Annotated in this window: 13 protein-coding genes and 1 pseudogene; all 14 read left to right on the plus strand. The window is 41.4% G+C overall.

The features are described 5' to 3' along the window. The first annotated feature begins 49 nt into the window (after nt 1-49). The 14 genes and pseudogenes from RHO15_02990 to tatC all read left to right on the plus strand — a co-directional run bounded on the left by RHO15_02990 (nt 50) and on the right by tatC (nt 12,308). The gene (locus RHO15_02990; GenBank protein WVD64494.1) at nt 50-292 is read left to right on the plus strand and encodes a FeoA family protein; all 243 of its coding nucleotides are present in this window, start codon (nt 50-52) and stop codon (nt 290-292) included. Next, complete coding sequence (feoB, locus tag RHO15_02995) at nt 289-2,610, plus strand: Fe(2+) transporter permease subunit FeoB (GenBank protein ID WVD64495.1); 2,322 nt, start codon at nt 289-291, stop codon at nt 2,608-2,610. Before RHO15_02990 ends, feoB begins: the two co-directional genes overlap by 4 nt. 59 nt (nt 2,611-2,669) lie before the next feature. Further along, nucleotides 2,670-2,906 (plus strand): FeoC-like transcriptional regulator, encoded by a 237-nt coding sequence (locus RHO15_03000; GenBank protein ID WVD64496.1) that lies wholly within the window; start codon nt 2,670-2,672, stop codon nt 2,904-2,906. 126 nt (nt 2,907-3,032) lie between these two features. Continuing rightward, a complete protein-coding gene (gene nrdR / locus RHO15_03005) occupies nt 3,033-3,497 on the plus strand; it encodes a transcriptional regulator NrdR (protein ID WVD64497.1) in 465 nt (154 codons plus the stop codon). Nucleotides 3,498-3,539: 42 nt separating this feature from the next. Continuing rightward, nucleotides 3,540-4,661, plus strand: coding sequence for a bifunctional diaminohydroxyphosphoribosylaminopyrimidine deaminase/5-amino-6-(5-phosphoribosylamino)uracil reductase RibD (ribD, locus tag RHO15_03010; protein WVD64498.1), 1,122 nt, complete (start codon nt 3,540-3,542; stop codon nt 4,659-4,661). Between the two features lie 252 nt (nt 4,662-4,913). Next, a complete protein-coding gene (ribE, locus tag RHO15_03015; GenBank protein ID WVD64962.1) occupies nt 4,914-5,390 on the plus strand; it encodes a 6,7-dimethyl-8-ribityllumazine synthase in 477 nt (158 codons plus the stop codon). 3 nt (nt 5,391-5,393) lie between these two features. Further along, entirely contained in the window at nt 5,394-5,810 is a 417-nt protein-coding gene (gene nusB / locus RHO15_03020; protein WVD64499.1) for a transcription antitermination factor NusB, read from the plus strand. Nucleotides 5,811-6,050: 240 nt separating this feature from the next. Next, a complete protein-coding gene (locus tag RHO15_03025; GenBank protein WVD64500.1) occupies nt 6,051-7,157 on the plus strand; it encodes a tRNA/rRNA methyltransferase in 1,107 nt (368 codons plus the stop codon). A 239-nt stretch (nt 7,158-7,396) separates the two neighbouring features. Further along, entirely contained in the window at nt 7,397-8,365 is a 969-nt protein-coding gene (gene nadR / locus RHO15_03030; protein ID WVD64963.1) for a multifunctional transcriptional regulator/nicotinamide-nucleotide adenylyltransferase/ribosylnicotinamide kinase NadR, read from the plus strand. Nucleotides 8,366-8,619: 254 nt separating this feature from the next. Next, a complete protein-coding gene (ubiE, locus tag RHO15_03035; protein WVD64501.1) occupies nt 8,620-9,387 on the plus strand; it encodes a bifunctional demethylmenaquinone methyltransferase/2-methoxy-6-polyprenyl-1,4-benzoquinol methylase UbiE in 768 nt (255 codons plus the stop codon). A gap of 12 nt (nt 9,388-9,399) precedes the next feature. Beyond that, the gene (gene ubiB / locus RHO15_03040; protein WVD64502.1) at nt 9,400-10,941 is read left to right on the plus strand and encodes a ubiquinone biosynthesis regulatory protein kinase UbiB; all 1,542 of its coding nucleotides are present in this window, start codon (nt 9,400-9,402) and stop codon (nt 10,939-10,941) included. Nucleotides 10,942-10,959: 18 nt separating this feature from the next. Then, nucleotides 10,960-11,163: a twin-arginine translocase TatA/TatE family subunit gene (gene tatA, locus RHO15_03045; protein ID WVD64503.1), complete on the plus strand. Its 204-nt coding sequence runs from the start codon at nt 10,960-10,962 to the stop codon at nt 11,161-11,163. Nucleotides 11,164-11,166: 3 nt separating this feature from the next. Then, nucleotides 11,167-11,454, plus strand: a pseudogene (tatB, locus tag RHO15_03050) (Sec-independent protein translocase protein TatB). Between the two features lie 98 nt (nt 11,455-11,552). After that, nucleotides 11,553-12,308 (plus strand): twin-arginine translocase subunit TatC, encoded by a 756-nt coding sequence (gene tatC, locus RHO15_03055; GenBank protein ID WVD64504.1) that lies wholly within the window; start codon nt 11,553-11,555, stop codon nt 12,306-12,308. The last annotated feature ends 43 nt before the right edge of the window (nt 12,309-12,351 follow it).

The raw sequence follows: 12,351 nt of genomic DNA on the forward strand, positions 1-12,351 counted from the left end.
ATTAACAATAATATCACACTATCTATTCATCATATTGGGGTGACAAAATATGTCTATGCTGACATTAGATAAATTGGCTTTTGGGCAAGAGGCTGTGATTACCAAGCTATTACCTGCCGCACTGCCATTTCGCCGTCGTTTACTGGCCATGGGCATCACGCCAGGTTGTAAGGTTTCTGTCGTCAGGGTAGCACCATTGGGTGATCCGATGGAAATCAAAACGCGCGGATTTTTGCTCTGTTTACGCCGAAGTGAAGCTGCAGCCATTGGCGTTGTCGGGGTAGCCGAATGAATATCTCTTTAATTGGTAATCCGAATAGTGGCAAAAGTACACTCTTTAATGCTTTAACCGGAGCCCGTCAGCATGTGGGTAACTGGCCTGGTGTCACTGTTGAACGAAAAACCGGGATCCTTAATATTGATGGTCACAGTTTTGAAATTGTTGATTTACCTGGTACTTATGCGATAGAGAATCTCGATGTCTCGGTGTCTCAGGATGAGATGATTGCCCGTGAGTTTGTTATCAATGAAAAAGATAATTTAATCATTAATATTATTGATGCCACGAATTTACAACGAAGCTTATATCTCACTTTTCAGCTGATTGATTTAAAACGTCCGATGATCGTGGTACTCAATATGATGGATGCTTTACATGAAATGGGTGAGCACATCAATATTGAACAGTTATCGGTACTGCTCGGTTGTCCGGTCGTCGGCGTTTCTGCGGCTAAAAAAACCGGTTTAGCACCGCTGCGTGAGCAGATTATTGAGTCAATGCAGCAGGTACAATTACCACAACCTAAGATATCGACCTTAGGCACGTCCCAAGAACAGATTATTGCCGAGTATTTATTATCTTTGGATGAGAGTAGTCGGCTAAAACAGTTAGATCGTTGGTCATTGATTGAGTTATTACTCGATGACAGTAAAGCCCAATTGAGTGAGCCTGAAAAAGTAGCCTTAAGTCAATGTAGAGAACAGTTGTCGGCATGGTGTGATTACGAAATTGACGTCGCTATTGCCAGTGCACGATATGATGCGATTGATCAATTGACTACCGAAGTGATTGAAAAGCCGCGCGAAGCGACAGCCTCGTTATCAGATAAACTCGATAATATTACCTTAGGACGAATAACCGGTATTCCACTATTTTTATTGGTGATGTATTTGATGTTTATTGTTGCCGTTAAATTTGGCTCAGTTTTCATTGATTTCTTTGATCAATTGTTTGATACCATTTTTGTTCAAGGTCTCACCCATGTGCTTGATAGTTTAGGATCACCAGCGTGGTTAACGGTTATTTTAGCGGATGGGATTGGCAGTGGTATCCAAACGGTGGCAACCTTCATTCCAGTGATTGCCGCCATGTTTTTCTGTTTATCCTTCTTAGAAGACTCTGGCTATTTAGCGAGAGCGGCGATGGTGGTTGATCGCGGTATGCGTGCAATTGGTTTACCCGGTAAGGCATTTGTGCCGATGTTAGTGGGGTTTGGATGTGGTGTTCCAGCTATTATGGGCACGCGAACCTTAGACAGTGCAAGGGATAGATTAATGTCTATCTGTATGATTCCTTTTATGTCTTGTGGCGCCAGACTACCGGTTTATGCACTATTTGCCGTCATTTTTTTCCCACACCATGCTTCAACGGTGGTGTTTATTCTCTATCTGTTAGGCATTTTGGTGGCTATTATCACCGGTTTAGTCCTGAAATATACACTATTACCGGGAAAAATTACGCCATTTATTATGGAGTTACCCGCTTACCGCATACCCACAGTGCGCGGTATGCTACATTTGACCTGGTCGCGTTTAAAGTTATTTATTATTAGAGCGGGTAAAGCCATTGTTTTGATGGTGACGGTATTGAGTTTATTGAATTCACTTGGTACTGATGGTTCATTTGGGCATAGCGATTCCAATGAATCGGTCCTATCCGTCGCCAGTCAGAAGATCACCCCGGTATTTGAACCGATGGGGATTACCGAGCAGAATTGGCCAGCCACAGTCGGTATTTTTACCGGGATTTTTGCCAAAGAGGCGGTGATTGCTACGCTCAATTCACTGTATTCGATGGAAGAAGATAGTCAGGATGATGAGGCGTTTGATTTTGTCGGTGGCATTATTGGTGCTTTTGACACTATTCCTGAGAATCTAATCGCGCTAAAAGATTCATTCCTTGATCCTTTAGGGCTCAGCGCAGTAGATGAGGATATTGATGCATTACAAACTGAGCTTGATGTGTCAGCGAAAGCGGTCTCAACAATTCAAGTCTCGTTTGGTAGTGCTGCCGCGGCAATGGCTTATCTGATCTTTATTCTACTTTATACACCTTGCGCAGCAGCATTGGGCTCAATCTATCGTGAAGCCGGTTGGCGTTGGGCACTGTTTGTCGCACTTTGGACATTCTTTATTGGTTGGGTTTGTGCCACCGTTTATTATCAATATGCAACGATAGCCCAATCAGAGCACGCTGCCGGCTGGTTAATTGGTGTCGGAGTGGCTTTTGTTATGGTTATCATCGCCATGAAGATTGTCGGGAAAACCTGTAATATGGCGCATTTACAGATGAAAAAACCGCAGGCGTGTAGTAAAGATTGTTGTCATTAGGATTGAACCGATAGTGGATAGCTCCGCTATCGGACTACAATGACTGAAACAGGAGTACGATGATGCTGATGACCGATATTCGTGATTATTTACAGCTAGTAGGTCGCGCTAATTTACAGGATCTTTCCCGGCATTTTGGTATTCAAGAGAGTGCGATGCAACATATGCTCTCTTTTTGGGTAAAAAAAGGCCAGATTAGCTTTTATTATCTCGACAATCAAGGGTGTGGCAGCGGTAAATGCAGTGACTGTTTTGAGTGCAGTGAAAGCACCAAACAAATTTATGTCTGGCGTTAACTTTATCGACATAACCGTTTATAATCGTCAAATAGTTGACTATCTGTACGAATAAAATAGGATAAGTTGAGTTTTTAGGTTGGTATATGATAAGACCAATTAAATAATGCCGCAGCTGGAGAGTTTATGCATTGCCCATTTTGTAATACTGAAGATACTAAAGTCATCGACTCACGCTTAGTGGGTGATGGTTTGCAGGTGCGCCGCCGTCGTCAGTGTACGGTCTGTAATGAACGTTTTACGACGTTTGAAGTGGCTGAGTTAATTATGCCTGGCGTGATTAAAAATGGCCATCTTAGAGAGCCATTTAACGAAGACAAACTGCGTAGAGGCTTACAAAAAGCGCTAGAAAAAAGGCCTGTCAGCACCGATGATATCGAAATGGCGATCAGTCAGATTAAATCGAGAATCAGAGCGACTGGCGAACGTGAGATACCTTCAAAAATGATTGGCAACTTAGTGATGGATGAGTTAAAAAAATTAGATAAAGTCGCCTATATTCGCTTTGCCTCAGTCTATTTCAGCTTTGATGATATTGAACAGTTCGGTTCAGAAATTGCCAAGTTACAGGCCAAAGAGACACAGAATTAAGCCATCCTTCTGGTATGAAGTTAACAATATAAGATAGAGACTATGATGTTTGAATCCGATGATATCGGTTATATGCAGCGAGCCATTATGCTGGCTAAGCGCGGGATATATACTACAACACCGAATCCTAATGTGGGCTGTGTGATTGTGCAGCACGGCAATATTGTCGGTGAAGGTTTTCATTATCAGGCCGGATTACCGCACGCGGAGGTCTATGCTCTCGATATGGCAGGGCAACAAGCCAAGGGTGCAACGGCCTATGTGACGTTGGAACCTTGTAGTCATCATGGTAAAACACCGCCTTGTGCGGATGCATTGATTCGTGCTGGTATTGCACGTGTGGTCATAGCGATGCTCGACCCTAATCCGCTGGTTGCCGGCCAAGGGGTTGCCCGTTTAATGTCTGCAGGTATTGCGGTTGAATCAGGTCTCTTAGCCGAGCAAGCCGAGGAGATTAATCGCGGTTTTTTAAAAAGAATGCGCACGGGTCTGCCTTATGTCCGTTTGAAAATGGCAGCTTCCCTCGATGGGCGGACCGCGATGGCTTCGGGTGAAAGCAAATGGATTACTTCGGCACTATCACGCCAAGATGTGCAACAATTTCGGGCACAAAGCAGTGCTATTTTGAGTAGTAGTGCGACCATCCTTGCTGATGATCCGAGCTTAACTGTAAGGTGGTCAGAGCTTGCTGATGAGGTTAAACAGAACTATCCTCAAACAGAAGTCAGACAACCGATTCGTGTGGTACTCGATAGTCAACATCGTTTGACCTTACAGGAACAGGTTTTTAAACAGCCTGGTTGTACCTGGCTGGTACGTAAAATAGGGGCGAAGTTGCCCGCAGATGTGGCGCCGCAGATTGAACTGTTGATTGATGACGCCACCACCGGGCCACAGGTCGATCTTCAATATCTGTTACAGCGGTTAGGCCAAAAACAGATTAACACGTTGTGGGTTGAGGCCGGTGCGACACTAGCGGGTGCGCTGATCGCGCAAGATCTGGTCGATGAGTTAATTATTTATATGGCGCCGAAAATATTGGGTGATAAGGCGCGTGCATTATGTATGATACCTGAATTGATGACGTTATCACAAGTCCCGCAATTTCAATTTTCTGATATCACCTCAATCGGTTCAGATATTCGGATGATTTTAAAAAAATAGCTTCAGTTAAATAGCTAATTTTATCCTCGTTTGATATCGTTATGAAAAGCGATATCAAACGATAATTTCTGGATAATTCATACAAAGAGATAACACGATTTATCTCATCGTCACTGATCAGGCAGAAGGATCTATAGGCTATTTTGGTATTTTTATCGCCAAGACTATTTTTCGCTATTCGCCATGTTTTGCATAGATTCAATCAGCCCATTATGATAAAATCCCCGCCTATTTATCCGATTTATCTGAGGAATTTCCATGAGAACGATTGAAGGTTCGGTTGCTGCACCTGCTGCACGCGTTGCAATTATTGTTGCTCGTTTTAACCACTTTATTAATGATAGCTTAGTAACGGGTGCTGTTGATGCATTAAAACGTATTGGCCAGGTAAAAGATGACAATATTTCGGTTATTTGGGTACCGGGTGCTTATGAAATTCCTTTAGCCGCACAAGCAGCAGCGAAAAGTGGTAAATATGATGGGGTTGTGGCATTAGGTACGGTTATTCGTGGCAGCACAGCCCATTTTGATTTTGTTGCTGGCGAGTCAAGTTCAGGCCTGTTAGGGACTTCTCTTGCTTTTGATATTCCGGTTGGTTTTGGTATTTTAACAACAGAGAACCTTGAACAGTCTATCGAACGCGCAGGGACTAAAGCGGGTAATAAAGGTTCAGAAGCCGCCTTAACGGTGCTTGAAATGTTAAATGTTCTTAAAGCGATCAAGGAGTAGTGTGTGAAGCCAAATGCAAGGCGCCGAGCACGTGAATGTGCTGTACAAGCAATTTATTCATGGCAGTTATCACAAAATAGTATCACAGATATTGAAGCAGAGTTTTTAGCTGAACAAGATATGAAAGGGGTAGACACTAAATATTTTCGTGAATTAATTCATGGTGTTGTGCGTAATCATACGCAGTTAGATGAATTAATGACTCCATATTTAACCGAGCGTTCTATCGATGAGCTTGGCCCCATTGAACGATCGATTCTCAGAATTGCGCTTTACGAGCTGACTAAGCGTGAAGATGTGCCTTACAAAGTTGTGATTAATGAAGCGATTGAACTCACCAAAGCCTTTGGTGCTGAAGATAGTCACAAATTTGTTAATGGTGTGGTTGATAAAATCGCACCGACCATCCGAACTCGTTAAACGTTGAAAGCTTAAGCGAATTTGCTTGAGCTTTTTTCTGCTGAAAATACAACACTCTTTTCTTAATCTTGCGTCTGGTAATCAGTATTAAATTGAATAATATTAATGAGTTAATTTAATCTTTGTACTGATTATTTTGAGTATGATTTATTCTATACAGTGATATACTAGACGGAATTATCTATGCGTATATTAAAATGATTTAATATACAGATTCCGCTTATTCGATACGAGAACATCATGAACGACAACGAGAATACGACTAAAAATAAACCCTCTGTTTATTATGCACAAAAGAAAGCTGAACCAGAACGTCGCACCGATCATAAGCGAAGTGGTGATTCAAGAAAAGGCGACGGTTTTGCTTATAAAAAGGATGGCTATAAAAAAGAGGCTTATAAAGATAAACCTACCGCAAGAGGCCGTTCTGATGAACGTACAAGTCGAATTGAAACCTTTGAGCCTAAAAAAGGGCGCGTGGCGGTAAGAAAACCGACCGAAAATAGCGATTCGCCATGGCAAACCAAAATCCGTAAAGAGCCTCAGCAACCCTCTTATGCTCAAAAAGAGAGCGAGCCTGCTTTGGCTGCGCCGCAACGAAAACTGGCTCACGATGAGGTTTTTGTTTATAGTGAAAACAGCTGTAAGGCCGTATTTAAACAGCGTGCAAGCTCGATTATCAAAGCTTTTTTAACTGAAGAGATGACCACTAAATTTCGTGATCTAGTCATGAGTTTAGCTGAAAAACATCTTGGTTATGATGTCGTTTCCGATGAATACATGACCAAGTTAACCGGTACACCTCATCATGGTGGTGTCTGTTTGATCGTTAAGAAACGAACGCCCTTAACTGCACTCGATTATCTCGACCAAACTAAAAAACAGGCTCATGATTGTGTACTGGCGATTGATGATATTAATAATCCACATAATCTCGGTGCACTCATCCGCTCAGCGGCGTTTTTCTCTGCTCAAGGGGTGATATTGCGCCACGTGGATACATTGGAATCGGGGGCAGCGCTGCGTGTTGCTGAGGGCGGTGCTGAGTATGTCCAGCCTATTCGCGCTGATGATATGGCGGCAACATTATCGCAATTTAAACAACAAGGATATCGCGTCGTGGCTTTATTGCCTTGTAAAATGAAAAATGTGCCAGCACAATCACTTTTTGATGTCAAATTTGCCGATAAAACGGTGGTTGTTTTGTTCCAACAAATGAATAAAGCGTTGATTCAGGTTGCTGATCAAATTGTGTATGTGTCTGGATCTGACGTGATGCCGGCACTGAATATTTCTGTGGCAACCGGCCTTATTTTGGCTCAGTGGCAGCAGCGTAATCAAGAATAATCACAATGTCGCTTAATTATTGCGCATATCATTCACTCTTTTGTCTGGCGTTTTAATGGATGAAGTCGTTCATTAAAACGCCGATATCACGATTCCCTTTTGTAGCTTGTCATCTCTCAATTCTGATTTTCATCATCCGGTTTTCGTTATATTAACTGTTTTTAAAACAAAATTTTAGATATCAAAACGATTAACTGCGTAATAGCATCTTTTGATTAGAAAAATTCTACCAAATGATTATGTTAGTAAAAAATCATAAAGAGAGCAGAATCACGATGAAATCGAAACCGACTCGCCAGATAGGCCTTATTTTTGGAAAATTCTATCCACTTCATCGTGGACATCTTTATATGATTGAAAAAGCCAGTAGTGAAGTCGATGAACTTCATGTGATGCTTGGCTGTGAATCTTCTCGCGATGCTGCGTTATTTGAGCAAAGTCAGATGCCCAAACAGCCACAAGTTAAAGATCGTTTAGCGTGGCTTAAAAATAGTTTTGAGGGCAGGCCAAATATTCATTTTCATGTATTAGATGAATCTGGCATTGCTTCTTATCCAAATGGCTGGAAAGACTGGAGTGACCGAGTTAAATCGATTTTATCCTTACAAGCGATTGCGCCAACGCTGATTTTTACCAGTGAACTGCAAGATGTTGCGTTACATCAGGAATATTTCGGTTGTCAGGTACGCTTAATTGACGAAACGCGGCATTTTATGAATATCAGTGCGACACAAATTCGTCAGAATCCTTACCTCCATTGGTCTTATATTGCCAAAGCAGCGCAACCTTTTTTTGTTAAAAGAGTGTATATCATCAGTAATTCAAGATCCGGCAATCTGGCCAAACAGTTTGCCAATATTTACAACACCTCATTTGTCAGTAATGGTTATATCAACTACATTGAACGAGAGGTGTGTAAAAAACTATCTAAATTACAAGAGCAAAATTATATTGATATTGCTTTATTGCACGCTAAACGTATTGAACAGGCATCATTACATGCCGATCGCTATATTTTTACTGATTTAGATTTTTGTGCACTCTGCGATCATTTTGAGCGTGCTTTTGGTCATCCGCATCGAACACTTGAAGAGTTATGCGAAATCTATCCTTTTGATATCATGATTAATGTGAATGATTTTAAAGATGCTGAAACAGCCGCGGATTATTTTGCTCAAGCATTAACGTTACTTAAAGCGCAGCTTTAAAGATAACCGTCTATTATTAGGCTTTATCCATCACCTCTGCCAAAATATAGATGAAAAGCCCCTGTCTGTTACGCTTTTCATTTATTGCCATCAGCCATCTCTTTTGACCTTTTTGGCTTAATCGCTTCATAACCTGACCGATGATAAAATTGAAGTGATGCTTTGTTATCGAAGGTTTTTAATAATATCTTTTGTCTTTCTTATAAATATTTATGCTAGAATAACTCAAAATTCGATAACATGACGGTATGATTATGTCCAACTCAGATAATAAAAATAATCGAGAGACGATTGATTTTGGTTTTGAACAGATTCCGACACAAGAGAAAGAGCAGCGAGTTGCTGGTGTGTTCCACTCTGTGGCAGATAAATACGATGTAATGAATGATTTAATGTCGTTTGGTATCCATCGGTTATGGAAGAAGTTCACTATCGATCACTGTCATGTACGTAAAGGTCAAAAAATTCTCGATCTTGCTGGTGGTACCGGTGATTTAACCGCAAAATTTTCTCAGTTAGTTGGTGAAACAGGTCAGGTGATATTAGCCGACATCAATGATTCGATGCTCAAAGTTGGTCGTAGCAAATTAAGAGACAAAGGGCTAATCAATAATATTGAATACGTACAAGCTAACGCTGAAGCCTTACCTTTCCCTGATAACTATTTTGACTGCATTACCATCTCATTTGGTCTACGCAATGTGACCGATAAAGCGAAAGCACTACGTTCTATGTGGCGTGTGCTCAAGCCAGGTGGACGTTTGCTAGTTCTAGAGTTCTCAAAACCTCAGCATCAAATTCTCAATAAAGCCTATGATCTTTACTCTTTCCATGTTTTACCCCTGATGGGTAAAGTCGTGGCTAATGATTCCGAGAGTTATCGTTATTTAGCTGAATCAATCCGCATGCATCCTGATCAGGATAAGCTGAAACAGATGATGTTTGACGCTGGTTTTGGTGATGTCAAATATTACAATATGACCGGTGGTATTGTTGCACTGCATCGTGGATTTAAATTTTAGTTTTGGTATAGCATGAAATATACACGGATCTATAAAATATTGGCGGTGATGCGCGCCTACAGGCTCAGTGAGTTATTACCTCATCATCGCCTCTCATTTTGGTTAAAAGTGGTTATCGCCAGCCTGTTTTGGGTCAAAAATCGTGCCAAAGGTCAACTTCCCGAAGAGCGGTTACGTTTAGCCCTGCAAGCACTCGGTCCAATCTGGATTAAACTTGGCCAGATGCTGTCTACGCGCCGTGACTTGCTACCTGCCGATATCGCCAATCAATTAGCACTATTACAAGATAAAGTGGCCCCTTTTGAGGGGAAATTAGCCATTGAAATGATTGAGGACGCCTTAGGGCAGCCGATTAGTGAACATTTTGATGAGTTTGATATTATCCCACTCGCTTCAGCCTCTATCGCTCAGGTCCATACTGCCACGATGAAAGGTAGTCGAATTCCGGTTGTCATTAAAGTGCTCAGGCCTAATTTATTTCCCACCATACAAGCCGATCTTAGTCTGATGTATTTTGTGGCCGATAAACTACCGAATTGGATACAAGATGGTGAACGTCTCAAAGCCCGAGATATTGTTCGGGACTACGAAAATACGATTTTAAAAGAGCTCAATTTACAGCAAGAAGCGGATAATACGCTACGTTTGCGGGCAAACTTTATCGATAGTGATATTTTATATATTCCTTATGTTTATCGAGATTTATGTCGTAAAAATATCTTAGTTGAAGAACGTATATATGGTATTCCGATTGCCAATATCGATGCGTTAAAACGTGCCAATGTCAATTTAAAATTACTGGCAGAGAGAGGGGTTGAAGCCTTTTTTACGCAGGTTTTTCGTGATAATTTTTTCCACGCAGATATGCATCCTGGCAATATTTTTGTCGATATCCGGCAGCCTCATGATCCGCGTTATATCGGTATCGATTGTGCGATTGTCGGTGAGCTGACGCAAGATGATCAATATTATCTGGCGGAAAATTTCATCGCTTTTTTTAATCGTGATTATCATAAAATTGCTCAGCTATACATTGAATCTGGTTGGGTTAGCGAAGAGACCGATATTTATGAATTTGAACAAGCGATGCGGCAGGTGTGTGATCCCATCTTTGCTAAACCGTTAGGTGAAATCTCGTTTGCACAAGTACTGTTTAATTTATTCAGTGTTGCCAGGCAGTTTAATATGGAAGTGCAACCGCAATTAATTCTATTAGAAAAAACACTATTTTATATTGAGGGACTCGGTCGACAGCTCTATCCTGAGCTCGATTTATGGAAGACGGCAAAACCCTTTTTAGAAGCGTGGTATGCCGAGAAAATCAGTGTAAAATCAGTTGCAAAGCAGATCGTTGAAACGTTACCGGCCATGACGAAACTATTTCCACAATTACCGGCCAAAATAAAACAGCAAGAGCGCGCTAACCGAAGACTAAAATCAAAATTGGATCATTTGAGTTCGCAGCTGTATACTTTGCAAAAAAGACAGCGACGACAGTTCTGTCTATTTTCTGGCGTCGTGATTACCGTCGCTTTATTATTGATCATTTTATAGAATTTCAGGAGTGTTATCATGATGCCAAGTTGGACAAAACTACTCATTCTTATTGCTGTCATCGTACTCATTTTTGGTACTAAAAAATTGCGTACCTTAGGCTCTGATTTAGGTGAGGCGATTAAAGGTTTTAAGAAAGCTATGAACGATGATGATGATAAAAAAATATCAGATGAAAAATTAGAACAGCCTAATCAGCTTGACTCAGATAAAAAAGAGTAAATTGTGTTTGATATCGGTTTTACCCAGCTTCTGCTGGTCATGCTGATTGGTCTGGTGGTATTAGGTCCAAAGCGTTTACCGGTTGCCATTAAAACGGTGATGGGGTGGATTCGAGCATTACGCGCTATTTCTGCCTCGGTGCAATTAGAACTCAGTAAAGAACTCAAATTGCAAGAGTTGCAGGACAGCTTAAAGAAAGCAGAAGAGAGTGGCTTGAAAAATATCTCACCGGAAATTCAAGCGTCGATTGATGATCTGAAACGTGTCACCGCTTCAATGCAGGAGACTTATCAGCAAGATATCAAAGGACCTATCAAGCAAGGCCTGACACTGGATGATAAAGATCCGGCTAAATTAGATAAAACTGATCAAACATCATGACAAGTAAGATGGCTAATAACGCACAACCTTTAATTGAACACCTGATAGAATTGCGTACGCGGATTTTACGTTCACTGGTCTGCATTGTCGTGATTTTTATTGGTCTGCTCTATTTTTCCAATGATATTTATTCGATTGTCGCCAATCCACTTATCCGGCAGCTGCCAGAGGGTAGTAGCATGATCGCAACGGATATCGCCGCGCCATTTTTTGCGCCGATAAAGTTGACCGCAGTGGTTGCACTGGTGTTCTCTGCACCCTATATTTTGTATCAAATCTGGGGCTTTATTGCGCCCGCTTTATATAACAAAGAAAGACGCTTAGTGATGCCGTTATTAGTGTCAAGTACGGTACTCTTCTATTTAGGGTTAGCATTTGCTTACTTCTTAGTCTTCCCCTTAGCCTTTTACTTCTTTATTCATACCGCGCCGGCCGATATTGCGATTAATACGGATATTACTAAATATCTCGATTTTGTTATCGTCCTTTTTATGGTGTTTGGCTTTGCTTTTGAAGTGCCAATCGCGATTGTTCTGCTCTGTTGGACAGGGGTTACCTCGCCAGAGAGCTTAAAACGCAAACGTCCTTATATCATTGTCGCGGTATTTGCCATTAGTATGTTTTTAACGCCGCCGGATGTTTTTTCTCAGACCTTGCTGGCGGTGCCTATGTGCATTTTATTTGAGATTGGTCTGTTTTGTGCGCGTTTTTATCGCCCTCGTACTGAACAAGAGGTGCACGAAGAGGATGATGAACAGGCGTAGTATTGCGCCTGTTTTTCGATTGAATGATAAAATGAGCCAGACG

The sequence above is a fragment of the Orbaceae bacterium lpD01 genome (genome assembly GCA_036251705.1).
Lineage (GTDB): Bacteria > Pseudomonadota > Gammaproteobacteria > Enterobacterales > Orbaceae > Utexia > Utexia brackfieldae.

Coding starts and splice junctions, on each gene's coding strand:
- RHO15_02990 (WVD64494.1), top strand. CDS start 50: ATGTCTATGCTGACATTAGATAAATTGGCTTTTGGGCAAGAGGCTGTG.
- feoB (WVD64495.1), top strand. CDS start 289: ATGAATATCTCTTTAATTGGTAATCCGAATAGTGGCAAAAGTACACTC.
- RHO15_03000 (WVD64496.1), top strand. CDS start 2,670: ATGATGCTGATGACCGATATTCGTGATTATTTACAGCTAGTAGGTCGC.
- nrdR (WVD64497.1), top strand. CDS start 3,033: ATGCATTGCCCATTTTGTAATACTGAAGATACTAAAGTCATCGACTCA.
- ribD (WVD64498.1), top strand. CDS start 3,540: ATGATGTTTGAATCCGATGATATCGGTTATATGCAGCGAGCCATTATG.
- RHO15_03025 (WVD64500.1), top strand. CDS start 6,051: ATGAACGACAACGAGAATACGACTAAAAATAAACCCTCTGTTTATTAT.
- nadR (WVD64963.1), top strand. CDS start 7,397: ATGTTAGTAAAAAATCATAAAGAGAGCAGAATCACGATGAAATCGAAA.
- ubiE (WVD64501.1), top strand. CDS start 8,620: ATGTCCAACTCAGATAATAAAAATAATCGAGAGACGATTGATTTTGGT.
- ubiB (WVD64502.1), top strand. CDS start 9,400: ATGAAATATACACGGATCTATAAAATATTGGCGGTGATGCGCGCCTAC.
- tatA (WVD64503.1), top strand. CDS start 10,960: ATGATGCCAAGTTGGACAAAACTACTCATTCTTATTGCTGTCATCGTA.
- tatC (WVD64504.1), top strand. CDS start 11,553: ATGGCTAATAACGCACAACCTTTAATTGAACACCTGATAGAATTGCGT.